Source organism: Sphingomonas sp. (assembly GCF_035317925.1).
Taxonomy (GTDB): Bacteria; Pseudomonadota; Alphaproteobacteria; order Sphingomonadales; family Sphingomonadaceae; genus Sphingomonas_I.
Genome location: NZ_DATHFV010000171.1, coordinates 1 through 24442, shown reverse-complemented (window position 1 = coordinate 24442; position 24442 = coordinate 1). Strand labels below are relative to the sequence as shown.

General features: G+C 64.8%; 22 protein-coding genes. 11 read left to right on the top strand and 11 right to left on the bottom strand.

Annotated elements, in window-relative coordinates; all coding sequences use genetic code 11:
- Positions 1-15 precede the first annotated feature (15 nt).
- Together VK533_RS12690 and ppc are read right to left on the bottom strand one after the other, a co-directional pair.
- Complete coding sequence (locus tag VK533_RS12690; RefSeq protein ID WP_324378190.1) at positions 16-1776, bottom strand: diguanylate cyclase; 1761 nt, start codon at positions 1774-1776, stop codon at positions 16-18.
- A 156-nt stretch (positions 1777-1932) separates the two neighbouring features.
- Positions 1933-4602 carry a phosphoenolpyruvate carboxylase gene (gene ppc, locus VK533_RS12685; protein WP_324378188.1) on the bottom strand — a complete coding sequence of 890 codons (2670 nt, stop codon included), beginning with the start codon at positions 4600-4602 and terminating at the stop codon, positions 1933-1935.
- Positions 4603-4709: 107 nt separating this feature from the next.
- Here ppc and VK533_RS12680 point away from each other — a divergent pair, with 107 nt between their 5' ends.
- A complete protein-coding gene (locus VK533_RS12680; protein WP_324378186.1) occupies positions 4710-5159 on the top strand; it encodes a type II 3-dehydroquinate dehydratase in 450 nt (149 codons plus the stop codon).
- A 79-nt stretch (positions 5160-5238) separates the two neighbouring features.
- On the opposite strand, the gene VK533_RS12675 is transcribed toward VK533_RS12680, so the two are convergent.
- Positions 5239-8154, bottom strand: a complete 2916-nt coding sequence (locus tag VK533_RS12675; RefSeq protein WP_414712307.1) for a TonB-dependent receptor domain-containing protein — start codon at positions 8152-8154, stop codon at positions 5239-5241.
- Between the two features lie 299 nt (positions 8155-8453).
- On the opposite strand from VK533_RS12675, the gene VK533_RS12670 reads away from it, so the two are divergent.
- Entirely contained in the window at positions 8454-9011 is a 558-nt protein-coding gene (locus tag VK533_RS12670; protein ID WP_414712306.1) for a gluconokinase, read from the top strand.
- An 84-nt stretch (positions 9012-9095) separates the two neighbouring features.
- On the opposite strand, the gene VK533_RS12665 is transcribed toward VK533_RS12670, so the two are convergent.
- On the bottom strand, positions 9096-9779 hold the full coding sequence (locus VK533_RS12665) for a FadR/GntR family transcriptional regulator (protein WP_324378219.1): 684 nt from the start codon (positions 9777-9779) through the stop codon (positions 9096-9098).
- Positions 9780-10059: 280 nt separating this feature from the next.
- On the opposite strand from VK533_RS12665, the gene VK533_RS12660 reads away from it, so the two are divergent.
- Positions 10060-10344 (top strand): helix-turn-helix domain-containing protein, encoded by a 285-nt coding sequence (locus VK533_RS12660; protein WP_324378184.1) that lies wholly within the window; start codon positions 10060-10062, stop codon positions 10342-10344.
- A 10-nt stretch (positions 10345-10354) separates the two neighbouring features.
- Here the strand turns inward: VK533_RS12660 and VK533_RS12655 are convergent, their stop codons facing one another.
- A complete protein-coding gene (locus VK533_RS12655) occupies positions 10355-13390 on the bottom strand; it encodes a glycosyl hydrolase family 28-related protein (RefSeq protein ID WP_324378181.1) in 3036 nt (1011 codons plus the stop codon).
- Positions 13391-13543: 153 nt separating this feature from the next.
- On the opposite strand from VK533_RS12655, the gene VK533_RS12650 reads away from it, so the two are divergent.
- From VK533_RS12650 to VK533_RS12630, 5 genes are all read left to right on the top strand, one after another.
- The gene (locus tag VK533_RS12650) at positions 13544-14404 is read left to right on the top strand and encodes an alpha/beta hydrolase (protein ID WP_324378179.1); all 861 of its coding nucleotides are present in this window, start codon (positions 13544-13546) and stop codon (positions 14402-14404) included.
- 228 nt (positions 14405-14632) lie between these two features.
- Positions 14633-15430 carry a diaminopimelate epimerase gene (gene dapF, locus VK533_RS12645; protein ID WP_324378177.1) on the top strand — a complete coding sequence of 266 codons (798 nt, stop codon included), beginning with the start codon at positions 14633-14635 and terminating at the stop codon, positions 15428-15430.
- Entirely contained in the window at positions 15427-16617 is a 1191-nt protein-coding gene (gene mtaB / locus VK533_RS12640; RefSeq protein WP_324378175.1) for a tRNA (N(6)-L-threonylcarbamoyladenosine(37)-C(2))-methylthiotransferase MtaB, read from the top strand. Before dapF ends, mtaB begins: the two co-directional genes overlap by 4 nt.
- Positions 16614-17558, top strand: a complete 945-nt coding sequence (gene ftsY, locus VK533_RS12635; RefSeq protein ID WP_324378173.1) for a signal recognition particle-docking protein FtsY — start codon at positions 16614-16616, stop codon at positions 17556-17558. Before mtaB ends, ftsY begins: the two co-directional genes overlap by 4 nt.
- Positions 17555-18163, top strand: a complete 609-nt coding sequence (locus VK533_RS12630) for an inner membrane-spanning protein YciB (protein WP_324378171.1) — start codon at positions 17555-17557, stop codon at positions 18161-18163. The genes ftsY and VK533_RS12630 overlap by 4 nt, the downstream gene beginning before the upstream one ends.
- Positions 18164-18179: 16 nt before the next feature.
- Here VK533_RS12630 and VK533_RS12625 read toward each other — a convergent pair whose 3' ends face one another.
- The 3 genes from VK533_RS12625 to rsgA all read right to left on the bottom strand — a co-directional run bounded on the left by VK533_RS12625 (position 18180) and on the right by rsgA (position 20517).
- A complete protein-coding gene (locus tag VK533_RS12625; RefSeq protein ID WP_324378169.1) occupies positions 18180-18839 on the bottom strand; it encodes a hypothetical protein in 660 nt (219 codons plus the stop codon).
- A 317-nt stretch (positions 18840-19156) separates the two neighbouring features.
- Positions 19157-19699, bottom strand: coding sequence for a ComF family protein (locus VK533_RS12620; RefSeq protein ID WP_324378167.1), 543 nt, complete (start codon positions 19697-19699; stop codon positions 19157-19159).
- A gap of 41 nt (positions 19700-19740) precedes the next feature.
- Positions 19741-20517 carry a ribosome small subunit-dependent GTPase A gene (gene rsgA / locus VK533_RS12615; RefSeq protein WP_324378165.1) on the bottom strand — a complete coding sequence of 259 codons (777 nt, stop codon included), beginning with the start codon at positions 20515-20517 and terminating at the stop codon, positions 19741-19743.
- A gap of 524 nt (positions 20518-21041) precedes the next feature.
- On the opposite strand from rsgA, the gene VK533_RS12610 reads away from it, so the two are divergent.
- Together VK533_RS12610 and VK533_RS12605 are read left to right on the top strand one after the other, a co-directional pair.
- The gene (locus VK533_RS12610; protein WP_324378163.1) at positions 21042-21230 is read left to right on the top strand and encodes a hypothetical protein; all 189 of its coding nucleotides are present in this window, start codon (positions 21042-21044) and stop codon (positions 21228-21230) included.
- 163 nt (positions 21231-21393) lie between these two features.
- A complete protein-coding gene (locus VK533_RS12605) occupies positions 21394-21732 on the top strand; it encodes a hypothetical protein (protein ID WP_324378161.1) in 339 nt (112 codons plus the stop codon).
- A 16-nt stretch (positions 21733-21748) separates the two neighbouring features.
- Here VK533_RS12605 and VK533_RS12600 read toward each other — a convergent pair whose 3' ends face one another.
- The 3 genes from VK533_RS12600 to tpiA all read right to left on the bottom strand — a co-directional run bounded on the left by VK533_RS12600 (position 21749) and on the right by tpiA (position 23809).
- Positions 21749-22201 (bottom strand): tRNA (cytidine(34)-2'-O)-methyltransferase, encoded by a 453-nt coding sequence (locus tag VK533_RS12600; RefSeq protein ID WP_324378160.1) that lies wholly within the window; start codon positions 22199-22201, stop codon positions 21749-21751.
- 165 nt (positions 22202-22366) lie between these two features.
- A complete protein-coding gene (locus VK533_RS12595; protein WP_324378158.1) occupies positions 22367-22987 on the bottom strand; it encodes a superoxide dismutase in 621 nt (206 codons plus the stop codon).
- Positions 22988-23062: 75 nt separating this feature from the next.
- Positions 23063-23809 carry a triose-phosphate isomerase gene (gene tpiA / locus VK533_RS12590; RefSeq protein WP_324378156.1) on the bottom strand — a complete coding sequence of 249 codons (747 nt, stop codon included), beginning with the start codon at positions 23807-23809 and terminating at the stop codon, positions 23063-23065.
- Between the two features lie 122 nt (positions 23810-23931).
- Between tpiA and VK533_RS12585 the strand changes: the two genes are divergently transcribed.
- On the top strand, positions 23932-24442 hold a 511-nt coding region (locus tag VK533_RS12585; RefSeq protein WP_324378154.1), incomplete at its 3' end, for a SurA N-terminal domain-containing protein.

The window sequence follows — 24442 nt, the reverse complement described above, 5'->3', positions numbered from 1 at the left end:
TCTTGTCCGTGGCGATCAGGCCGCGACACGGACGCGATTTCGGCCCTCGCCCTTGGCGGCGTAGAGCGCCACGTCCGCCGCGGCGAGCAATTCGGCCGCGCTGCGCTGCGTTTCGCGGGTCGCGATGCCGATGCTGATCGTGACGCCGGGCAGGGATTCGTCGAGCTCGCGCGCGGTTTCCATCGCCTCGCGCAGCCGTTCGGCAACGAGCGCGGCTTCTTCCAGGCTGGCGCCGGGCATGAGGATGCCGAATTCCTCGCCGCCGAGCCGCCCGACCAGATCGCCGCCGCGCACCACGGCGGCGGCGCGCGCCGCGATCAATTGCAGCACGCGATCGCCGACCGCGTGCCCGTAACGGTCGTTGACCGCCTTGAAATGGTCGACGTCGAACATCGCCACCGCCAGCGGCCAGCCGAATTCGGCGGCGCCGGCAATCTCGCGGTCGAGCTGACCCATGAAAGCGCGGCGGTTGGCGATACCGGTCAACTCGTCGGTCGAGGCGAGCAAGGTCGCCTCCCGTGCCCGCTGTTCGGCACGGCGCTTGGCGGTGATGACATGTTCTTCCAGCCGCTTGCGATCGTCGATGTCGCGCAGCGTGCCGGTCGCGCCAGCGATGCGGCCGTCCTGATCGCGCAGACCCTGAATAAACAATTCCACCCAGCGCAGGCCGTCCGGCGTCTGGAGGCGTACGACCCGGCGGGTCGAACGATCCTCGCCACGCAGCACCGCGTCGGCGCGCTCACCCAGTTCGACGCGCTCGACCGGCTCGACCAGATCGAGCCACGAACGGCCCAGGCTCGCCGTGAGCGGCTGACCGGTCAGGCTTTCCCAGGCGGGATTGAGATAGGCCCAGCGCCCCTGGCCATCGATCCGGAAGATGACCTCGCCGATATTCTCGACCACCGACTTGAAATGCTCGGCGAAGGCACGCGTCTCCTCCGCCTGATGATCGCGCTCGGTCAGGATCGCCGCGACCGGCAGCGCCGACAGAAGGGTAATGGCGATGAACAATTGCAGCATCAGCACCTGGTCGCCGGGCTGATGCCATAGCAGGAAGGCGATCGGACCGCGGCCCGCGGCGGTGGTGGCGGCCGCGATGATGGCGACGGTCGAAATGCCGGCGACAGCGCCAACGACGCGGAAACGGAAAGTCGCGAGCAGCACGCACGGCGCGATGGTGAAGGTCAGCGGAAGCCGCGTGATCAGGAAAACATAGGATGTTACCGCGGCGATAAGGCCGAGCAAAGCCGCGGCCTCGATCAACCGATAGCCGGTCAGGCCGCGCATGCGCCGTCCGCGCACGATGTCGACCGCCACGACCACGGTGGGTGTCACCATCAGCGAACTGAGCACGCCGGAGACATACCAGCTGTGCCAGCCTTCCCAGAAGGGCATTACATGGGCGATCCACAGGCCCAATCCGCCGATCGTGGATGAGGCGAGGCCAGCGCCGCCGACAGCCAGAACCAGCGCGAAGAAATTGCCGACGCGGTCGATCAGGCCGCCCTTGATGCCGATCCGCCGCAACAACACGAAGGCGAGCAGGCTTTCGGTGACATTGGCGCAGGTCAGCACCCCGATGATCACGGGCGGATCGGCGCGGATTATGTGAAGCAGCAGGCTGCCAGCCGCCTGGCCGCCCGCGATCGTGAGAATATCTTTGCGGCTATGGCCGGCGAGCAGAAGGATCGCGAACACGATCGCATTGCTCGGCCACAGGGCTTCCAGCCCGCTGGTCTGCAGCGCGGCGAGATGGCTCGCATATGCCGAAAGCATGAACAGACTCGCCGTCCCCACCCCAAGCAGTGGACGGCGGAATCGCGATGCTATTTTCCCCACCCCAGAACAGCCTTTCGCTCGATGCGGCGTTATGGGGGAAGACTGGTTAAGAATTTCTTAATTTTTGCGCTGGAGCAAAGGCGCGCGGGCCCGTCAGCCGCTGTTGCGGAGGCCCGTCGCGATGGCGTTGATCGACAGCTGGATTCCCTCGCGCACACGATCATCCTGCTCGCCGCCGCGCCAGCGCCGGATCAGTTCGATCTGAAGCAGGTTGAGTGGCTCGATATAGGGCAAACGCAGCCGCACCGAGGCATCGAGTTGCGGAGTCTTTTCAAGCAGGCGCGCCTGGCGGGTGACGTCGAGCAGGCCGTCACAGGTCTGTTCCCAGCCGGTGCGGATCCGATCGAAGATCGCAGCGCCCGCTGCCTGGTCCTCGACCAGTGCCAGATAGCGGCTCGCCAGCCCCATATCCGATTTGGCGAGCACCATCTCCAGATTGGCGAGCGTTGCCTGGAAGAAGGGCCAGCCCTGCGCCATGTCCTTGAGCAAGGCCTTGTCGGCGAAGCCGTCGAACGCCTGACCGACGCCGTACCAGCCCGGCAGCATCACGCGCGCCTGCGCCCACGAAAAGACCCAGGGAATCGCCCGCAGATCCTCGATCTTGTCGCTCTTGGTGCGGCTGGCCGGGCGGGATCCGATCTTGAGCGTAGCGATCTCGGCGATCGGCGTGAACTGACGGAAGAAGGTACGGAAACCGTCCGTATCGTAGACCAGGGCGCGATAATTCCTGAACGCCGCCGCCGACATGTCGGACATGGCATCGGCGAAACGTGCGCGATCCGCCACCGGCACCTCGCTCTGCTCGAGGCTGGCGAGCAAGGTCGCCGCCGTCATCGCCTCCAAATTGACCTGGGCCGCGTCGCGCGTCCCATATTTGGCGGCGATCACCTCGCCCTGTTCGGTGATGCGGATGCGCCCTTCGACCGTGCCCGACGGCTGCGCCCGGATCGCGGCGAAAGCCGATCCGCCGCCGCGCCCGACCGCGCCGCCGCGGCCGTGGAACAATTGCATCGCCGCGCCCGCGGAATCGAATACCGGCTTCAGCGCGCGGCTCGCCTGATGGAGCGACCAGACCGAGGTCAGATAGCCGCCGTCCTTGTTCGAATCCGAATAGCCGACCATCACTTCCTGATAGCCGCGCGCCTGGGTCAGTGTGGCGATTTCCGGTAGCCCGAAATAATCACGCATCACGTCGGGCCCGCGTTCGAGATCCTCGATCGTCTCGAACAAAGGCACGACCATGATGTCGCATTCGGGCAAGGCACCGGGGCGGTAGAGGCCCGCTTCCTTGAGCAGGATCATCACCTCCAGCAGGTCCGACACCGTCGCTGCCTTGGAGATGATATAGGTCGTGATCGACTGACGGCCGTAAAGCCGATGCGCCTCGGCCGCCGCGCGGACGATCGCCAGTTCGGACACGGTCTCGTCGCCGTAAACGACATAATCGCTGGCAAGCGGCCGTAGCGTCGCCAGTTCGGCGCGCAGCAGGGCGACGCGCTTGTCTTCGTCGAGCGCGAGATAGTCGGGCTCGACGCCCGCCACCTTGAGCAGCTCGGCGACGACGCGCTCATGCACATCCGCATTCTGGCGCAGATCGAGCGTGGCGAGATGGAAGCCGAACGTCTCGACCGCACGGATCAGCCGCCCCAGTGCGCCGCCCGACGACAAAGCGCCGCTGCCGCTCTTGTCGAACGACTTGGCGAGGATGCGCAGATCGGCGCGCAGCGCGGCGGCATCGGCATAGGGCTCAGCCTTGACCGCGGCGGGCCGCGGCGGCGCGCGGTGGGCGATCCGTTCATAGGTTGCAGCGACGCGGGCATAGATGCCGGTCATCGCGCGGCGATAGGGTTCGTCCGAACGCGCCGGCGAATCGTCATGGCCATAATCCGCCAGCGCCTCGACCTCGGGCGTGGTCGCCATCAATTCGGTCGAGATCGACAATTCGCCGCCGATCGCGTGGATCAACGACAGATAATGGACGAGCACGGCCTCGGCATTGCGGCGCGTCGCCAGCTCCAGCGTTTCGGCGGTGACGTTGGGATTGCCGTCGCGATCGCCGCCGATCCACGATCCGGCACGCAGGAAGCTCTTGGGCCGCCGGCCGAGTACGCGTTCCCAGCGGGCGTAGAGCGCGGGCATCACCGGCAGGAAGATATCCCGCAGATAGGAAAGCGCGGTCTCGATTTCGTCGGCGACATACAGCCGTTCGCGCCGCAGCGGCCGCGTCTGCCACAGCAAGGCGATCTGGCGGTAGATCGCCTGTTCGACCAGATCGCCCTCGGGCGTTTCCTCGGCCCCCGTGTCGCGCAGATGCATCAGCTCGGCGATGCGGTTGCGATGGTCGATCATCGACTTGCGCCGCACCTCGGTTGGATGCGCGGTCAGCACCGGTACGATCAGGCCATTGTCGAGCGTCGCCGCGACCGCGTCGTCACCGATGCCCTGGCCGCGCAATTTCGCGACCGCCGCCGCCAGATCGGCGCCCGGTTCGGCGGCAACGCCCTGCCGATCCTCGGCCAGATTGGCGAGCATCGAGAACAGCATGAAGCCGCGCGTGAACGCGAGCATGTCCTCCAGGCCGAGCGCATCGAGCCCCGGATCGACGTCGCCGCCCAAACCGCGCGCACGATCGACCGAGGCCGACCGGATATATTCGATCCGCCGGAACAGGGCGTCGCCGCCATAAGCGCGGATTACATCGCCAAGCAGGCGTCCGAGAAAGCGGACATCGGGGTTTTGCGCGACGGGCGGGATGGCGTTCATCGAGTCTTGTGCTGCACTGCAACGAAGGAAGCGTCAACCATGGTTGCCGCATCCTCCTTGCGTAGAGCATGCAAAAACCGCAAGGAAATGTCCCCAAGGGGAATGAAATGACCAAGTCTGTGCTGTTCGTGCTGAACGGGCCGAACCTGGAATTGCTGGGCGAGCGCGAGCCGGAAATCTACGGCACGACCACGCTCGCCGATATCGAAGCAATGTGTCGCGCCGAAGCGGACGCGGCCGGGCTTGAGCTGCGCTTCCATCAGACCAATGCCGAGCCTGAGATGATCGGCTGGCTGCACGAGGCGCGGACAAAAGCCGCCGCTGGCATCGTGATCAATCCGGCCGCTTTTTCCTATGCCGGTTACGCGACCCTCGATGCGCTCAAGATGTGCGATTGCCCGATCGTGGAGGTCCATATCTCCAACATCCACGCCCGTGACGAGGCGTGGCGCGCCAATTCGCTGATGACGGCGGCGGCGACCGGCATGATCACCGGTCTCGGTCCGCACGGTTATGCACTGGCGGTGCGCCACATCGCGAAGCTGCTCGCCAGCTAGACCGCGCCAAAAAAAACGCCCCCCGGCAGGACCGGGAGGCGCAGGGAGGGTTCCCCCATAAAGGGTGGGGGAGGAAAACTCAGAAGTTGTAGCGCAGGCCCGCCCGATAGAAGCGGCCCAGCAGATCGTAGAGCGCCGGGTTGGCGTCGAGACCGGTGTTGGTCTGCGGCGACGGGGTCGGGTCGCGGTTGAACAGATTGTCGACCTTGAAATAGGCGGTCAGCTGCTTGGTGACATTGTACGAACCGCCCAGGTCGAAATACAGCGCGCCCTTCATGTGGTTATAGTCGATCGTCGGATTATTGTTCGTCGACGCCGGGCAGCTGCCGGCACTGCAGACCACGTATTGATTACCGAACGTACCGCTGCTGAACCAGCGCTGCTGCAGGTTCAGGCTGAACTTGTCCGAATCCCACGATTCGATCCCGAGTACCTTCCAATTGGGCGTGTTGCCGCTGTTCTGGCCGGCGCTATCGACCTTGATCGCGCCCGGGATGCCCTGATCGGTGATGTAGTGGGCGACGTGCGTGGCAAGGCCGCGGACGCTGAAGCGGCCGGGCAGGCCGATCGGATCGAGACTGAACTGATAGCTGCCCTCGATATCGAAGCCGTTCGTCTTGATCGACGCCAGGTTGAACACCTGGACATTGACGAACGCCGTTCCCTGCGCCGGGGCGAAGTTGAACGTGCTGCAATATTGGGTGAGGCCCGAGAAGCAGAAATTGACCTGCTGCTGCGCCGAAAGGCTCGAAATGACGCCCTTCACCTTGATGTCATAATAATCGAACGACAGGCTCAGGCCCGGCAGCCAATGCGGGCGGGCAAGGACGATGCCGGCCTCGGTGTTGCGCGCGACTTCCGGCTTGAGGCCCGGGTTGCCGACCACGTTCTGCAGTACCAGCAACGCAGTGCCGTTGAAGGGGTTGGTGAAGTTCGGCAACGTCGTCGTGACCGGTGCCGCGAACAGCTCCGAAAGGTTCGGCGCACGAACGTCGCGCGACGTGACGGCGCGCAGCCGAACCGCTTCGATTGGCGTATCCCAGGTGCCGCCGATCTTCCAGGTATAGACGGTGCCGGCGGTGCTGTAGTTGGTCCAGCGGCCGGCCGCGTTCAGGTTGGCCTTGCCCAGCGTGTCCGAATTCAGGAACGGCACGTTCACCTCGAGGAAGGCTTCCTTGACGTTATAGCTGCCGCTGCCGCTGTGGTAGTTGCCGGCATACCAATTGTTGCCGGCCGTGCTGATCAGCGGATCGGCGGGATAATCGGTATCATAGGCGCTGCCGAGGACGGTGCCGTTGCCGTAAACGTCGCCCGTCACCTTGTAATATTCACGGCGATATTCGCCACCGAACGCAACCGAAACCGGGCCGGCCCAGAGCGAGAAGGGCTCGCCTGAGAAGTTGAGGCTGGCGACGTCCTGCTTCTGGCGGGTGTGCTGGGTGGGGCCATGCTCGGGTTCGATATAGGCCAGCGCCGCGGCACTTGGCGTCGCACCGCCGAAGATGTTGATCGGAACGCAGCCATTGGCGCGCGCAGTCGCATCGGCGCAGACGATCTGGCCGTTGACCGTGGTAGCCTGGATCGCCGCGCGATAATGCGGGTTCAGCAGGATATCGTGCACCGCGATGTTGGTGATATTCTCGCCATGTTCGTAATAGGTGTCGTAGGTCCAGGTCGATCCGGCCAGGTTGAACTTGCCGTCGGCGCCGATCACGCCGCGATATTGCGTGCGGGTCGGGTGGACGTTGATGTTCTCGGGCAGGAGCGCGTTGCTGGTGCCGTAGGTGAAGCTGGTGATGCCGGCGGCGGCGCAGGCCGTCGCGACCGAGGCCGGCAGAAACGGATTGGAGCATTGCATCGTCAGGCCGGTCGTGGCGGCCCCCGGATTGGGCTGGTTGCTCGACTTCACCCGCGCGATGTTGACCGTGGTGTAGATCTCGTTGTTGGGATCGAGATCGAAGCCGACGCGGCTGTAGCCATTGATGCGCTCGATCTTCGACTGGAGCGAGGTGCCGACGCCGACATTGCCGGACAGGTCGCCACCGACGCAGAAACCGCCCGACGAATAGCAGTTGGTGACGTTGCCAGCGGCGTTCTTCACCGGCACGCCGTTCGAGCCATATTGGAACTGGAACGGATTGCCGCTCTTGTCGAAAGCGGTGCCCTGAAGCGGGCCGGCGCTGATCAGGCCATATTTGGCATATTGATACGCCTGCGCGTGCAGCTTGTAGAGATATTGCGGCGAACCGTCGTTGAGGACGCCGCGATTGACCAGGGTGGCGGTCGTATACCAGTCGCGGCTGCCCGGCGCGTCTTCGCCGAAGCCGCCCGCGGGCACGCCCTGTTCGTGATCATATTCGCCGCTGATTTCGACGTGCAAGCGATCGTCGAGGAAGGATTTGCCGGCCGCGGCCTGGAGCAGATACTGCTTGTCGTCGCCATAGGTGGTGGCACCGCCCGAGACGTTGGCCTTGAAGCCTTCGAACTTCTTGTTGGTGATGAAGTTGACCACGCCGCCCACGGCATCCGAGCCATAGGAGGCGGACGCACCGCCGGTCACCACGTCGACGCGCTCGACCAGAAGCTGCGGGAACAGGCTGATGTCGGGCACGCCCGTCACATTGGCGGCAACCACGCGCTGGCCGTCGAGCAAGGTGAGCGTGCGGATCGGGCCGAGACCGCGCAGCGAGAAGGAGCTCAGTCCCTGCTGGCCGCTCGACGTACTGAACGTGCCGGTAGTGGCGCCGGTCGAGCCCTGCAGCGACGGCAATTGGGTGATGGTGGTGAAGATGTTCGGCTCAGCGTTGCGGGCAATATCAGCCGCCCCGAAAACCTGCGTCGGCGTCGGCGCACTGAAGCCGCTGGAGCGAATGCGTGAACCGGTGATGACAACTTCGGCGGCAGGCGCCGAGGCGCTGCTGTCGGTCTGGATCGACGGCGTGGGATCGGCGGCGGGGGCCTGTTGCGCGAACGCCGGCGTTGCCAGCATGAGCATGACAAGCGCCCCCGCACTCGCCGAGACCATCGCGCGCAACCGGACGGACGATGTTGCGCCCTCTGCCTGATACCCCATCACACAACCTCCCATTTTTGTTGTTCGTTCGACCCGATTTCGCCCGCGAGATGCGTTGGAACCGTTTGCGGCCAGCCTAAAACCTAAGCGAACTTGGCAAGCCGAACGACCGCGACCATGGTCGTAATAGCCAGCGTGCGTCGGGCACCGGATATGGCGGCATCCTGCGAGGCCGCGTTCGGCCGTCCGGCACGAAGGTGCGCGTTGGGGAGGGAATTCAGGTGCGGCGGCAAGGTGAGCGAGAATCCGCCCAGGCGATCGTCATCATGGGCGTCAGCGGCAGCGGAAAATCGACGCTGGCATCCTTGCTGGCGGCGAAGCTCGATTGCCCGTTCTTCGAAGGGGACGATTTCCATTCCAAAGCGAACGTCGCGAAAATGCGCGGCGGCGAGCCGCTGACCGACGCGGATCGCGGGCCATGGCTCGACCAGATCGGCGCCGCGCTGGGCAAGGCCGTGAAAGAAGGCGGGCTTGCGGTCGCCGCCTGCTCGGCGCTTCGCCGCAGCTACCGCGACCGCCTCCGCGCGGGGATCGATGCGCCGGTCGCGTTCATCCTGCTGGAGGTCGGGCGGGACGAACTGATGCGCAGGCTCAGCAGCCGGCCGCATCATTATATGCCGCCGAGCCTGCTCGACAGCCAGCTCGCCACGCTGGAACAGCCCGACGAGACGGAGCGATCGCTGACGCTCGACAGCAATCTCGATCCGGAAGAACTCGCCTATCGGGCGATGGCCTGGCTCGCCGAAAACGACGCGGCGGCCGAGCGGAAGATCGCCTGAGCCGGCGGGCCCCAGACCTTGAATAGAGCCTGATCCACGTCATCGGCGGAAGCGCGCAGCGCTTCCACCAATAACGATCAGGCTCTAGGGCATCAGCCGCTTGCGGCCCTGCGTCAGATGCCAGCGCATCGCCAGCGAAGCGCCATCCGCATCCTGCGCGCGGATCGCATCGACGATCATCTCATGCTCGCGCATCATCGCCTGAATGGCTTCGGGCGGCCGGGAACGCGAAATGTCGACGCCCGCGCGCAATATATGCTCCACCTCGTCATGGAGCAGATCGAACGAGGCGACGAAGGCGGGATTGGCGGTGGCCTTCACGATCGCGCGGTGCAGCGCCCAATCCTCGACATGCGCCGGCGCGGAGGACAGCAAAGCGTTGCGCAGATCGACCAGCGCCTGCGCGATCTCGGCCATCTGTTCGGGCGAACGCCGCTGCGCCGCCAGCCGCGCCGCTTCGGCCTCGACCACGAAACGGACCTCATAGGTACCAAGCGTGGCCGACAATTCCGCCATCGGCACATGCGCGCCGAGCCGTTCGGACGGGCGGCTCTTCACATAGGAGCCGGCCCCACGCCGCGCCGCGGTGATGCCGTCGGAGGCGAGACGCACGAGCGCTTCGCGCACGATCGTGCGCGACATGCCGAAAATCTCGGCCAGGCGCGCCTCGGAGGGCAGGCGGTCGCCCACCTGAAGCCCGTCGCGGTTTATGATCTCGACAATTCCGGCATAGGCGCGATCCGCCAGTCTGCCTTCATTCGCCAGCATATTCGTGGCCAATATTGGCCCCCCTCTCCCAGCGAAAGGGCATAGCCCAAGCCGGGCAAAGCGGCCAGCCCGGTCTCATTATCGCGGAAGCTGTTATACCAATTTGAAAATATCTGTCCAACAGCTTTGGCATAAGATAGCGGTACCATATCATGTAATCGGTCCCTTGACGCGGGTTGGTTGGACAATTAGCGTAAAGCTGTCCAACTGATTCCGGCGACTCCCTCGGGAGGATAGCGGGAACAGGACAGGCCACGGCCTGAACCGACGAGGGGATGTCATGGGTATCATTTCCAAGATTGAGGCGAGCTTGTTCCGCCCGGCGGGCCAGCAGATCCCGGCGGCTTTCGCGGAGCTGACCCCCACCCAGCTGAAGGTGTTGCACGGCGTCCATTCGGGTCTGCTCAACAAGCAGATCGCGTTCGACCTCGGTATCGCCGAAGCGACGGTGAAGGCGCATATGACCGCGCTGATGCGCAAGCTGAACGTGCGTAACCGCACGCAGGTCGCGATCGTCGCGCAGTCCGCTTTCTGGGCGCAGCGGGACGAAGCTGCCGCCGCGTGAGCGGCCTGTTCTAGATCTCCACCGCGAACAGCGCGTGATGGGCGAGGATGAAGAGCGTCCGCCCATTCGGCCCGCCGAAGACAAGCTGCAGCGGCCGCTCCGGCACGTCGATTCGGCCCGCTTCCGACCCGTCGGCCGCGTAGACGAATATCTGCCCGTTCGCGACATAGACGCGCCCGTCGGGCCCTACCGCCACGCTTTCCCCGCCGCGATTGGCGAAGGGCTTGAGATCGGTGACGCTGCCGCCCGGACCAACCACGCCACTATAGGTCTTGTCCTCCGACCCGTTGCTCAGGAACACGCGCTCGCCCGATTTGGCGGTGACAAAGCCATAGGTGTCGAGCGTGTCGGAGAAGCGCCAGCCGAGGAAATTGGGCGGCCCCTGCTCGTGCGCGGGAAAAGCGGGCAGGACCAGGCTGCCGTCGGGCGAAACATATTCCTCGGCCTTGGGCGCGCCGATGTCACGCGCGAACATCTCGGCCAGGGTGGTGAAGCGATAGGTCCCGAGGTCGAGCTGGTCGCGGAATTCGCCATTGTTCCAGACATTGCCCGGCAGCGCGACCAGCGTATCGCGGCGTTCCTTTACGGGCGTCGGCCTGATGATCTCGGCCTTGCTGTTCGCACTGCCCGGCTTGAAGGCGTAGACCGTACCCGCCGCGCCGTCCGATGACAGCACGATCAGAGTACCGGATTTGTCGAACGCCAGGTTGACCGGATCGAGCGTGTCGTCGCGCTCGATCGTCAGGCCTTCGTCCTTCGACCAGCCGTAGATCGTCTGGAACTTGCGATCGACGAAATAGAGCTTGCCGTGCGCATCCACCGCCGCGCCCGCGATCGAATAGAAGCCGCTGTGCAGGGTCTGCACCGCCGAGCCCTGGGCGGGCAAAGGCGGGGTGCCCGGCACGTCGAGCACGGCGAACTCGCGCTCGCGCACCTCGAGCCCGCGGCTCACGTCGGTGATCGCATTCTCGTAGGGGTATTTGCTGGCGCGCAGATAGGTGCCGCAGCCGCTCTTGTCGCAGAAGGAGAAGCCGCTCTCCGCATTCACGTGCACGTTGCGGAAGCGGATGTCGGAGGAGTTGATCAGCCGCACCGCGGTCGCCGCCGGCTTGACCGAGCGCGTGACGCGATAGGCATGGTAATTGGCGAACAGGATGTTGTGCGAATTGCGCACGTCGAGGCTGATCGTGTCCTGGCTCTCGCCGGTCTCTTCTTCGGTCTGCGGGGCGAGGAACTCCCAGTTGCGGACGTTGTCGAGCACGATCTCGGAACGGACATGATGCTCGTTGGACAGCTCGTAGACGTGACCGGGCGTATCGGTGTCGCTGACCTTGAAGCCGGCGGTCGCATAGGTATCGGGCGACCAGACGTCGGTGAAGGTGCCGCCGCCGCCGTCCGTCACCCAGATGCTCGGATATTGCGCGTCCCAGCGCCGAGCCGGATCGGGATCGCCGCTATGGTTGGCGTTATAGGGATCGACGCGCGTGCCGTCGGCGAGGTTGGTGCCGTGGCCGTTCTGGATCTTCACGTCCTGGACGAGTGAGTTGGCGCCCGCCTTCCACAGCAAGGCAGTGGCGCGCGGATTGATGCCATTGGTGTTGAGGCCGAGGCCCGAGACGATCGCGTCGCCGCCTTTGGCGCTTTCGATCAAGGCCCTAGGCGCGCCGATGCCGGCAAAGGCCGGCGTCGCGTCGGGCAGGATGATCTGGGTCAGGCTCGGATGCAGGCCGATCAGCACGCTGTCGGGCCGCAGCTTGAGCGTATCAGTCACGAGGTAGCGGCCGGCCGGGACATAGACGACGCGATGCGCGTCGATCGCTTGCTGGATCGCGGCGGTGTCGTCGGTCTTGTTGTCGCCCTTCGCGCCCGCGTCGCGCACGTTGAACCATTGCCCGACCGGCGGCAGCAACCGGACCGCGCGGTCGCGCGGCGCGGGCAAGGCCTTGATCGGCTTGGCCTGCATATTGGTCGCGTAATGGCCGGTCTGGCCGAGGCCCGGCACGACCATGCCGTAGTTGAATTCGCTCACCCGATAGGCGGCGCCGGGGCCGGCGACCGTCTTGCCGCTGTCGCGGAAGCGCGCGAACACGGGCGTGGCCTTGGCGAGCGCATTGTCGAAGCCGATCTGGGTGTAGGCGTTGTTCTCGTTCGAGATGATCACGCCCGCCTTCGAGACATTCTCGAAGCGCACGTCCTTGCCCCACAGCCAGTCGCCATAGCCCTGGTCGATGTCGATCCCGACGGGGGTGTTGCGGATAGCGACGTTGACCAAAGTCAGTCCCGCCTCATGCTCGCGGATCGCGGCGTCGCGCTGGCCGTCGAAGCTCGAATCGATCAGCGTGAACTGCCAGGCGGGCGAGGTCTTTTCGGCGAGGATGCCGTAGCGGCCGCCATGGAAATGCAGATCCTCGGCCTCGTTGCCGACCTGGTAGAGGCCGGCCAGGCCCGAGCCGAGCTGGAAGTCCATATGGCTGAGATAGGCGTGCTGCGCGGTGTGAAAGCGGATCACGGTCGCGGCCGGATTGCCGGGCCCGATCTCCCAATCGACGTTGCTCATCGCCGAGTAGAAGGTGCCGGAGTTGGCGTCGGCGATCTTGTCGGTGGCGGGGACGCTGCCCTGTGGCGGCACCGGCACCTTGAAGGGGCGCCCCGGGAAGAGCGGCCGCGCGGGGTTGAAGCCCGCGAAGATCACCATCGTGCCGAGGCCCTTATCGAAACCGGGCGTGTTGGCGCCGAGCAGGATCACCGGCCGCGTCTTGCCGACGCCGAACAGCCGCACACCCGGCCAGACGTTGATCGTGCGGCTGATCCGGTACCGACCGGACGGCAGGAAGACGATGCCCTCGCCGGTCTTGCTCGACCCCGCCTGATCGATCGCCGCCTGGAGCGCGGCGCTATCGTCGGCGCGGCCGTCGCCGACCGCCTTGACCGTGACCGCGCCCGGCTCGGCCGGGGCGGTCAGGAATGCGGAGGGTGAGGCCGCGGGAGCGGCGAGCGGCAGGCCAAGCAGAGCGGTTGTGGCCATCAACCAAAGGGGGATGCGCATGGTCGGGTTCTACGCGCCCGGCGGTCGTGCCGGAAGCCGCGACAAAGGTCGTATGGCGGACCTCTACGGCTATGGCATACCCCGGTCCCGGGATGCCCCTGCCTCAGGGGAAATGTAAAAAACATCGAATCCGAACTTGATAAGGATGGGCCGATGACCAAGGTTTGGATGGCGATCGCCTTACTGCTGTTCGCGGCACCGCCCGCGCTGGCGGCCGATCCCGAGGTGGCGACGATCTGGGCCAACGGCGCGCCCGGCTCCGAGGGGCATGCCCACGATCCGGAAGTTGTTGAAAACACGTATGTTCGCAGCGTCCACAACCCCAATCTGACCATCTTCCGCGCCGACCCGGCTCACGCCAATGGCGCGGCGGTGGTGATCGCGCCGGGGGGCGGGCACCGCATGCTGGTGTTCGTCAACGAAGGGGTGATGCCCGCCAAGACATTGAATCGGTTCGGTATTACTGTGTTCGTGCTAAAATACCGGCTCGCCCGCGAGGCGGGATCGACCTATTCGATCGAGCGCGATGCCGCCGCCGATACGCGCCGCGCGATCCGCTGGGTGCGTGCGCATGCCGCCGACTATGGGGTCGATCCCCACCGCGTCGGGCTGATGGGCTTCTCGGCCGGTGGTGAACTGGTGTCGATGGTCGCGGACAATCCGGAGCCGCAGCGGGCGTGGAAGCTGGACGCGGTCGACCAGCAGAGTGCGCGGCCGGACTTCCAGGTGCTGGTCTATCCCGGCCCGCTCGGCATCCCCGCGACGGCGATCAAGGACGCCCCGCCCGCCTTCATCACCGCGGGCACGCTCGACAAATGCTGCGAACCGCCGGCGATCGCGCTGTACAATCAGCTGCGCGAGGCGGGCATTTCGGCCGAACTGCATCTGTTCGCGAGCACCGATCACGGCTTCAACGTGGCGATGCATAACGATCGCGTCTCGATCCAGCATTGGCCCGACCGGTTGTTCGACTGGCTAAGCGACGAAGGCTGGCTGCTGCCACGGAAGCGGTGACTCCGGGCCCTATAGCCCTCTCCCGCTTGCGGGAGAGGGTTGGGTGAGGGCCTTCTTCAGCGGCTAAGAAGATCCTCACCTCCCGCCACTTCGCGGCGGGCCCCTCCTCTCCCGCGAGAGCGGGAGAGGGCTAGGACAGTGCTTCGACAAGCTCAGCACGAACGGTGTTGAGGGGTCGCCGCCCTGCCAAAGTGGACTTGGGGCGCCTCCATCCCTAGATCGCGCCTCATGTCTTTCCGCTTCCACAAGATGCACGGGCTCGGCAACGACTTCGTGGTGATCGACGCGCGGGAAAACCCGGTCGCGATCGACGCCGCGCGCGCGCGCGCCATCGCCGACCGGCGCGAGGGGATCGGCTGCGATCAGCTGATCCTGATCGAGCCGTCCGATGTGGCGGATGCGCGCATGCGCATCTGGAATGCGGATGGGGGCGAGGTCGAGGCGTGCGGCAATGCGTCGCGCGCGGTCGCCTTGCTGCTCGGCCGGCAATCGACGCTCGAGACGCTGGGCGGCACGCTCCAGCTCGCGGTCGACGGCGCGCTCGCCACGGTCGACATGGGCTCGCCCCGCTTCGGCTGGGACGAGATCCCGCTCGCCTACGCGATGGACACCGCGCATCTGCCGGTCGGCTGGGACGAACTGAACGATCCTGCGACGGTCAACGTCGGCAACCCGCACATCATCTTCTTCGTCGAGGATACAGATGCGGTCGACCTCGAGCGGCTCGGCCCGCAGATCGAGCATGACCCGCTCTTCCCCAACCGCGTCAACGTCAATGTCGCCACGGTCGAAGCGCCCGACCGGATCCGGCTGCGCGTGTGGGAACGCGGCGTCGGCGAGACCCGCGCCTGCGGCACCGGCGCCTGCGCGACCGCCGTCGCCGCGATCCGATCGGGCCGGGTCGAAAGCCCGGTGACGATCGCCCTGCCCGGCGGCGAATTGCTGATCGACTGGGCGCCCGGCGCCAGCATCAGCATGTCGGGCCCGGCCACGCATGTTTATACCGGCGAGGCCGAAGACCTGTGAGCGGCGCGACGCTGATTTCGCACGGCTGCCGCCTCAACATCGCCGAAAGCGAGAAGATCGCGGGCATGCTGGCGGGCGAGGACGATCTGGTCGTCGTCAACAGCTGCGCGGTCACCGCCGAAGCGGTGAAGACCGCGCGTCAGGCGATCCGCCGCGCGCGCCGCGACCGGCCCGATGCCCGCATCGTGGTGACGGGATGCGCGGCGGAGATCGAGCCCGAGACATTCCGCGCGATGGCGGAGGTTTCGGCGATCGTGCCGAATACCGCCAAGCTGGACCTCGCGCGATACCAACCGATGCGCCCGCCGCGCATTGCGCCCCCGCCCTCGCATGCCCGCACCTTCCTGCCGGTGCAGAATGGCTGCGATCATCGCTGTACCTTCTGCATCATTCCTTATGGCCGCGGCCCGAGCCGATCGCTGCCCGCGGGCGGTGTGATCGACGAGATCAAGGCTGCGGTCGATCAGGGCACGAAGGAAGTGGTGCTCACGGGAGTCGACCTGACCTCTTATGGCGCCGACCTGCCGGGTCAGCCTTCGCTCGGCAGCCTGGTCGCGCGCATCCTGCGGCTCGTCCCCGATCTGCCGCGCCTGCGTTTGTCCTCGCTCGATCCGTGCGAGGTGGACGACGCCCTGCTCGATCTGATCGCGCACGAGCCGCGCCTGATGCCGCATGTCCATCTCTCGCTACAGGCGGGCGACGACATGATCCTCAAGCGGATGAAGCGCCGCCACAATCGCGCCCAATCGGTCGATCTGGTCGCACGATTGAAGGCGCTGCGCCCGGACATCGTCATCGGCGCGGACCTGATCGCGGGTTTCCCGACCGAGGACGAGGCGATGTTCGCCAACACGCTGGCGCTGATCGACGATTGCGCCATCGCCTTCGCGCATATCTTTCCCTATTCGCCCCGCGCCGGCACGCCTGCCGCGCGCATGCCGCAAGTGGCGCGTCCGATCGTCAAGGATCGCGCCGCCCGGCTGCGCGAGGCGGGCGCGCGCCGCAAGGCGGACTGGCTGCAGGAGCAGATTGGAAGCGTGACTTTGGTGTTGGTCGAACTGGATGGCGCAAGCGGCCATGCCGAGAATTTCGCGCGGGTGATGCTGCCCGGCTCCGCGCCGAACAGCATCGTCGCCGCGCACATCACCGCCGTCGACGGCGACACCCTGCGGGGCGTTCCCGCATGAGCAAATCCTGGACCGACCGGCTGTTCGGCGGTTTCCGCCGCACTTCCGACAAGCTTGGCGAAAATCTGTCGGGCTTGTTCGGCAAGGCCGCGCTCGACGCCGATACGCTCGACCAGATCGAGGAGGCCTTGATCGCCTCCGATCTGGGCCCCGCCACCGCCGCGCGCGTGCGCGAGCGGCTGACCGGTGAGCGCTTCGCGCTCGGCCTGACCGAGGAAAGGCTGCGCGAGATCGTGGCGGAGGAAGTCGGCCAGATCCTCGCGCCCGTCGCCAAGCCGCTCGAGATCGACGCCTTCCCGCGCCCGCAGGTGATCCTGGTGATCGGCGTCAACGGATCGGGCAAGACCACCACCATCGCCAAGCTGGCGCATCTGTTCACCGAGCAGGATTATTCGGTGATGCTGGTCGCGGGCGACACGTTCCGCGCCGCCGCGATCGGCCAGCTCAAGGTGTGGGCGGACCGGATCGGCGTGCCGATCATCTCGGGCAAGGAAGGTGGCGACGCCGCCGGTTTGGTGTTCGAAGGCGTCAAGCGCGGCACCGCCGAGGGCACCGACGTGCTGATCGTCGACACCGCCGGGCGGCTGCAGAACAAGTCGGGCCTGATGGACGAACTCTCCAAGATCCGGCGCGTGCTCGGCCGGCTCAACCCCGCCGCCCCGCATAATGTCGTGCTCGTGCTCGACGCGACCACCGGCCAGAACGGCTTGAACCAGATCGAAGTGTTCGAGAAGGAAGCGGGTGTGACGGGGCTGGTGATGACCAAGCTCGACGGCACCGCGCGCGGCGGCGTGCTGGTTGCGGCGGCCGAGAAATTCGGGCTGCCGATCCACGCGATCGGGATCGGCGAAACCATCGACGATCTCCGCCCGTTCGACCCCCAGGAAGTCGCCCGTGCCATTGCCGGGATCGAGCGGCTCGCGCCGGAGAAAGCCCGATGAGCACCAAGCCCAAACCCGCCGATCCCGGCATCGGCATGCGCCTCGCGCTCGATCTCGGCCCGCTCGTCATCTATTTCATCGCCTTCGCGGCGACCGGCCATAACATCTATATCGCGACCGCCTTGTTCATGGGCGTGACCGCGATCGCGATGATCGTGTCGCTGGTCCGCTTCGGCAAGATCTCGCCGATCCAGATCTTCTCGGCGGTGATGGTGCTGATCCTCGGCGGCCTGACGATCTGGCTGCACAAGGACTGGATCATCAAGATCAAGCCGACCATCTATTATGTGACGGTGACGTCGGTGCTGGTGTGGGGCCTGATCACCGGCCGGCCGACGCTGCAGATGGTGCTGGGCCAGGCCTATCCCGGCTTGTCCGAGGAAGGCTGGAAGCTGCTGACGCGCAACTGGGCGGTCTTCTTCTTCGCGCTGGCGATCGCGAACGAGATCGTGTGGCGCAATTCCACCACCGCCTTCTGGCTCGGCTACAAATTGTGGGGATCGATGCCGGCGACCCTGATCTTCGCCGCGTGCAATGTGCCGATGCTGATGCGGCACGGGCTGGCGGCGGATGACAACAAGGTCGTGTTGCCGCCGGAAGAGTGAGAGCAGGGGATCGGCATCACTTGCCTCGCCAGCCCGAACCTTTTGCTACCAAACTCCAAAGCGAAAGGGCGCTTTCTCGCATCTGCACGCGTCGATGCTCCCAATCGACATGTTGCCCATAGAGAGCGTTTTGCAGGTCGGCGGCGATGTTCGAGAGCTCCGCGAGCATTGTTGTGATGTCGCTCATCAAGGGCGGTGTTCGCCCGACTGGAAAGTCCAGATGATGAGCGAGGTATTCGTCTCGAAAATGGCGCAGCCTTTGTAAACGGTTGGGTTGCTCGACATCGAGACGATCAAGGGCACTGCAGTAGCGATCGAACGCCTGCTTGTTCGCAATCGGGATGTCGGCCCGCGCTAACACATCACCCATCACACCCGGCCGCGAGAGCAACTCGCGGACTATCGGGAAGCTGACTCGGTTCGTTTTCTCCAACGTCGATCGCCCGCGCACATCCATCGACGCGACGAGGATCAGGATCGTTTCATGCAGCACCGAGGTCGCCATTTGGTTAATCGATATGGACGCCTCGCTATACGACAGTGGACCTCGCAATGGATTTTCGGCCGTGTTGTAAGTGTCCCAGATTGCAAAGAGGCCTTGGGCCTTAACCATCGCCTCATCACAGAGGCGATGAGCATGCAGTTGCGCTCGCCCGAGCGCATCTTCGACGTCCATCAATATCTTCCCGCAGCCGTTGGCGACATTTAATCGCTGCCTTGAAAGGAAAAAAGCGGCTAGAGTTCCGAGGACACAATACCCATTCCGGGGACACAAAACCCAATGCAGCTATCTACACGTACCTCTGCGCGAAAATTGCGAAATTAGGTATTGTGTCCCCGGAATTGTTGGGGAGGCGGCTCTCCGGTAGCGATCATTCGCGGGCGTCATCGCGCAACGGAAGATTTCTGCCCAATCCAGGCCGCTATAGGCGACGCGATAATCCTGAAAGCCGACGTCATTCAGCCCGGCACGATGGATGTCCTGGACCGATGCTAGGAAGTGATCCGGCCTAACGCCATGCAGATGACTTCGCTGGCGCCAGCATCTTCGAGGAGCTGGCGGCAGGCCAGCATCGAATTTCCGGTAGATAGGACGTCGTCCAGAAGGAACACCCTATCCCCGACAATGAGTTGTGAATTCACCGCGATCGAATCCAGGTGCACCTGGATGTCGCGGCTGCCGCCCGACGCCAGCTTCGGTATTTTTGTGTGGCGGACCAGGGCTGAGGTGGCATCCGATAAGGGCGTCAGCGCTGCCAGGCGCTTGGCGAGTTTAATTATGCCGGGTCCCGTCTTCGCTGGATCGCTTGAAGGAACAATCGCCACGACGCCCGGGGTCCTGATCTTCGGGGCCATGAAATCGGCAAAATATTTCAGGCCTGCCTCTTGTCCGGATTTAACGTCCAGAATGCGAGCGCTGTGTTCAGGGTAGCTTGCGCCGTCGCCGCCCTGATCCTTATGCAATCCCCACGGTATGAAGCTGCCGAGCGTTGCGATCTCGATCCCGTCGATTTCTTCTTCGTGCATGTCAAACATGCGGCTGCGTACCGCACCGGGACTCTCGCGTCTAAGCAAAGCTAGCGCCGCGCCTTGGGATATGAGGGGGTAGGACTTTCCTCGGCTGCCAGTTTGCGCCAGCGATCGAAACGGACCGACGTCAGCGTGCCATCGGCGATTGCCGCCTGGACGGCGCAGCCCGGCTCGCTGCCATGTCCGCAGTTCGAGAAGCGGCAGTTCTCTGCCGCCAGGACGAAGTCGTCGAAAACCTCCGAAATCCCCGCAGCGGCATCGGTCAGTTGAAGCTCGCGCATGCCGGGCGTGTCGAGCAGCCAGCCGCCACGTTCGAGGCGATGCATTTCACGCACGGTGGTCGTGTGGCGGCCGGTGGCGTCGCTGGCGCGGATCGCCTGGGTGGCGATACTGTCGGAACCCCGCATTGTATTGACGAGCGTCGACTTGCCGACGCCGGACGATCCGAGAAGCGCAACGGTTTCGCCTTTGCCGCACCATGAAGCGAGGCGAGCGACGCTGGCGGGATCGCGCCCGTTGACGGTTTCGACGAGCAACCCCGGCTCGATCGCGCGCGCCGCCGCCGCAAATTCCTCGGGGTTGTCGGACAGGTCGATCTTGGTGAGAACCACGACCGGATTCACACCCACTTCGTGCGCCAACACCAGATAGCGCTCCAGCCGCGCGACGCTGAAATCCTGGTTGCAGGAGGCGACGATGAACAAAGTGTCCACATTGGCTGCGATCATTTGTTCTTTGCGTGGATCGCCCGGTGCGCGCCGCTTGAAAAGATTCATCCGATGAAGAACGCGGATGGGCTGCCCTGTGGCGCTGTCGATCAGCATCCAATCGCCAACCGTCGGATGATCGTCCGCCGGGCCGGCGCCGGGAATATGGGGCGCGACGAAACCCTGCGACCCCGCGCCTGCGACGGCTATCTTCCCGCGATGGACGGCCATCACCCGGACAGGATGAGTGTGCCCAGCCTCCTCGCCAGAAAGCTGATCGCTGAAATAAGGCTTCCAGCCGAGGTCGTCCAAAGTCTCAGTGGTCGATTTCATAGGGCTGCAGCAGCGTCTTTCTTGGGCCTAAGGCGTGAAGTTCTGCGTCGAGCGAGCGCCCGCTCCTGCCAAGGCGGCTGTGAGTACGCAAGGCTGACGGCAGCCGCCGATGCGGGATTGATCCCCAATCCAACTGCCGGGCTGATACCCCAATAGCAGCCGTCGGCAGCTTCATTTCGAGAATGGCCGGTTTCGGGATCGCGCGCCGCCTGCGCGACGTTCTCGTTTGGGCGCAGAGCGATCACGGAGATATCAGCATTTTGAACAGATTTCTTCGTTCGGTCGTTTGCGTGGGTTAGGGGGTGGCGATGACGAAGATTTCGGCAATCGATCGGGCGTTTGATCTGGCAAGATCGGGGCACTATCGCAGTGTCTCTGAAATTATCCGCCGCCTGCCGGTGGACGACCGGGCGGTCGTTGAAGCTCATCTGGCACAGCCGGCGGCCAGACGAGAACTCATCCTGATCTGCAGCGATGCCTGGCTTTCCGCCGACTAGCGCTTCCCGGAGCCGCGGCTGAACGAACGACTATTGTCGGGGCAAGTGCATGCCGCCGCGGATGGCGGGACCGGCGACCTCCGAATTGCAAATGCCGGCGTGCTAATGCTGCCCGCCTCCCCCATAGGCATGTGCCGCGAAAGTCAGGGATTCAGATCGACGCATGGCCCGCAAACATTCGAAACATGGTCCCTATCCAGACACGCATCGCGAGGAGGAGGCTCCGGCGGTGGCGGTGCCGTGCTGGTTGTGTGGCCGGCCCACCGGCAAGACCATCGTCTGGCATCATCCCGTGCCCAAAAGCCGGGGCGGGCGCGACGTTGTGTCGATGCACCCGATTTGCCAGCAGACGCTGATCGCCAATTTCACCAATTCCGAACTGCAGCGCCATGGGATGGATGTGGAGGGCCTGCTCGCCAACCCCAACGTGCGCAAATTCGTCGATTGGGTGGCGAACAAGGAACCCGATTTCACCGCGACGACGGCCAAGAAGCAACGCTGATCGGGCTGCGCGGCCGTCAGATCGGCAAGGTTCCGGTTTGACGCAAGGCTTCGCCAAGCGCGAGCGCCACCGATGCGGCAAGGTTCATCGAGCGTACCTGCGGCCGCATCGGAATGCGCAGCCGGGCATCGCAGGCATCGGCTATGGCAGGCGGCACGCCCGCGCTTTCCTTTCCGAAGAGCAGGACATCGTCGGCCATGAAGCGAAAATCGTAGGCCGATTGGGTGCTCTTCGTGGTGAACAGCACCAGCCTTTGCGAGCCGATACTGATCCTGAACGCGTCGAAGTCGGCATGACGCGTGACGGCGACATGATCGATATAATCCATCGCGGTCCGGCGGACCCTTCGATCATCCCATTCGAAGCCCATGGGCTCGATAAGGTCGACAGCTGCCCCCATACAGGCACCGAGCCGCAATATGGCGCCGACGTTCTGGGCGATTTCCGGCTCGAAAAGGGCGATGCGCATCAAGGGTGATTGGCGCCGGGGAGCAAGGCGCGCAAGCCAGGCTGCGATGTCGGGGCGCTACGCCGTCATCCCCGCGAAGGCGGGGATCCATATTCTCTGACGAACCGGCCTATAACCAGGCGGAGAGCTTATGGATTCCCGCCTTCGCGGGAATGACGAAGGGCCTTACTGCTGCTGATCGGCGCGGCCGGCGCCGGCGCCGTCGAGATTCTGCGACACGAAATCCCAGTTGATCACGTTGGCGAGGATCGTCTCGGCGAACTTGGGCCGCGCGTTGCGATAATCGATATAATAAGCGTGCTCCCACACATCGAGCGTGAAGAGCGGGGTTACATTATGCGCGACCGGCGTGTCGGCGTCATGGAACGACGTCACCTTGAGCGCGTCGCCTTCCAGCACCAGCCACGCCCAGCCGCTGGCGAAATGGCCGACGGCCTCGTCGGCGATCTTCTTGAGCAGCACGTCCTGGCCGCCGAAGCTGGAAATCAGCCCGGCGAGCTTGTCCGACGGCTTGGTCGAGCCGGCGGGCGCGAGGCAATTCCAGAAGAAGGTGTGGTTCCAGATCTGGGCCGAGTTGTTGAACAGGCCCTTGTCACCGGTCGCCTTGGCCTTGTCGATCACCTGGAGGAGCGAGAGACCGGCGAGGCCCTTTTCGTCGATCCAGCCATTGGTCTTGTCGACATAGGCCTTGTGATGCTTGCCGTGGTGGAAGTCGAACGTCTCGGCCGACATGTGCGGCTCCAGCGCCGACTTGTCGAAGGGAAGTGGGGGGAGCTCGAATGCCATGGAAATATCCTCCGGGGGCTTGAAGAGTCGCGATGCCCCTAACGCCCGACCGCGCGAACGGTCACGCGAAAAACACTATTGCGAGACGTTCGCGGCAATCTCGACGATCGGCACGAATTGATCGGCGGTGAGGCTGGCCCCGCCGATCAGCGCGCCGTTCACGTGCGGACAGGCGAGGATGCTCGCCGCATTCCCGGCATTGACCGATCCGCCATAGAGGATGCGGATCCGCACGCCGGCTTCGCCGAAAAGCTGGATCAGCTTGGCGCGGATCATCGAATGGATTTCGCAAATCTGGTCGAAGGTCGGGATGCGGCCGGTACCGATCGCCCAGGCGGGCTCGTAGGACACGACCAGATTTTCCGGAGTCGAGGCGGGCGGCACCGATCCATCGAGTTCGCACGCGACGACTTCGACCGCGCGGCCCTCATCGCGTTCATGTTCGTCCTCGCCGATGCAGACGATCGCGATCAGCCCGGCCGCCTGCGCGGCCTCGGCCTTGGCCCGGATCAGGGGATCGGTCTCGCCGAATTCGGCACGGCGCTCGCTATGTCCGCAGATCACGAAGCGCGCGCCCATCTCGACCAGCATGCCGGCCGAAATGCAGCCGGTATGCGCGCCCTGCGCCGCGCGATGGCAATCCTGCCCGCCGATCCACACCCGCCCGGCGTGCGGCTGCGCTTCCCCCAGCAGGGTGAAAGGCGGCGCGATCGCCACGTCGACATCGGAATAAGCCGAAGCCGCTTCGGCGATACGGTCGAGCTCGGCCAGCATCGCGCGCGAGCCGTTCATCTTCCAGTTGCCGGCGATCAGCGTGCGCACTTCATTCTCCAGACGTGTGGGGCCGGTAGCAAGCGCCGCCCCGGACGCCAAGCCACGGCGCTTGATGCATAACCGGTCGGCCTCTATTGGGTTCGCCTTCCTCAGGCATCACCGGAACATCCATGCTCGCCTTTTTCCGCCGCGCTTTGTCCTCCTGGCTGGCGGTTGGGCTGCTCGCCCTGATCATGATCGCCTTCATCGTTACCGGCGTCGGCACCCCCGGCGGCGGGCTGGTGGGCGGCGGCCCGGGCGCGGATGCGGTCGCGACGGTCGGCGGCAAGGCGATCCCGGTGACGGTGATTTCGGGCCGTGCGGAAAGTGCGCTGCGCCAGGCACGGCAGCAGCAGCCGTCGCTGACCATGGCGCAATTCCTGAAGGCGGTCGGCAGCCTCGAGCCGCTGGTCCAGCAATATATCGGCGCGACCGTGCTCACCGTCTGGGCGGAAAAGCACGGCATCGCCGCGAGCGAGCGGCTGGTCGGGGGCGAGATCGCCTCGATTCCCGCTTTTCATGGGCCCACCGGCCAGTTCGACCAAAGCGTGATGCAAGCGGTGCTGCAGCAGCAGCGGATCAGCTTCGCCCAGCTGCACGACGATTCGCGCGACGACCTGATCCGCCGCCAGGTGCTCAATC

What these genes read in the sequence shown, in the direction of transcription:
- dapF (WP_324378177.1), top strand. Translation starts at nt 14,633, where the DNA reads ATGTCTTTCCGCTTCCACAAGATGCACGGGCTCGGCAACGACTTCGTG.
- VK533_RS12595 (WP_324378158.1), bottom strand. Translation starts at nt 22,987, where the DNA reads ATGGCATTCGAGCTCCCCCCACTTCCCTTCGACAAGTCGGCGCTGGAG.
- VK533_RS12675 (WP_414712307.1), bottom strand. Translation starts at nt 8,154, where the DNA reads ATGCTCATGCTGGCAACGCCGGCGTTCGCGCAACAGGCCCCCGCCGCC.
- VK533_RS12600 (WP_324378160.1), bottom strand. Translation starts at nt 22,201, where the DNA reads ATGCGCATCGCCCTTTTCGAGCCGGAAATCGCCCAGAACGTCGGCGCC.
- VK533_RS12610 (WP_324378163.1), top strand. Translation starts at nt 21,042, where the DNA reads ATGACGAAGATTTCGGCAATCGATCGGGCGTTTGATCTGGCAAGATCG.
- VK533_RS12655 (WP_324378181.1), bottom strand. Translation starts at nt 13,390, where the DNA reads ATGCGCATCCCCCTTTGGTTGATGGCCACAACCGCTCTGCTTGGCCTG.
- VK533_RS12690 (WP_324378190.1), bottom strand. Translation starts at nt 1,776, where the DNA reads ATGCTTTCGGCATATGCGAGCCATCTCGCCGCGCTGCAGACCAGCGGG.
- VK533_RS12680 (WP_324378186.1), top strand. Translation starts at nt 4,710, where the DNA reads ATGACCAAGTCTGTGCTGTTCGTGCTGAACGGGCCGAACCTGGAATTG.
- VK533_RS12665 (WP_324378219.1), bottom strand. Translation starts at nt 9,779, where the DNA reads ATGCTGGCGAATGAAGGCAGACTGGCGGATCGCGCCTATGCCGGAATT.
- rsgA (WP_324378165.1), bottom strand. Translation starts at nt 20,517, where the DNA reads ATGCTGATCGACAGCGCCACAGGGCAGCCCATCCGCGTTCTTCATCGG.
- VK533_RS12605 (WP_324378161.1), top strand. Translation starts at nt 21,394, where the DNA reads ATGGCCCGCAAACATTCGAAACATGGTCCCTATCCAGACACGCATCGC.
- VK533_RS12660 (WP_324378184.1), top strand. Translation starts at nt 10,060, where the DNA reads ATGGGTATCATTTCCAAGATTGAGGCGAGCTTGTTCCGCCCGGCGGGC.
- ppc (WP_324378188.1), bottom strand. Translation starts at nt 4,602, where the DNA reads ATGAACGCCATCCCGCCCGTCGCGCAAAACCCCGATGTCCGCTTTCTC.
- VK533_RS12620 (WP_324378167.1), bottom strand. Translation starts at nt 19,699, where the DNA reads ATGTTTGACATGCACGAAGAAGAAATCGACGGGATCGAGATCGCAACG.
- VK533_RS12630 (WP_324378171.1), top strand. Translation starts at nt 17,555, where the DNA reads ATGAGCACCAAGCCCAAACCCGCCGATCCCGGCATCGGCATGCGCCTC.
- VK533_RS12650 (WP_324378179.1), top strand. Translation starts at nt 13,544, where the DNA reads ATGACCAAGGTTTGGATGGCGATCGCCTTACTGCTGTTCGCGGCACCG.
- ftsY (WP_324378173.1), top strand. Translation starts at nt 16,614, where the DNA reads ATGAGCAAATCCTGGACCGACCGGCTGTTCGGCGGTTTCCGCCGCACT.
- VK533_RS12625 (WP_324378169.1), bottom strand. Translation starts at nt 18,839, where the DNA reads ATGGACGTCGAAGATGCGCTCGGGCGAGCGCAACTGCATGCTCATCGC.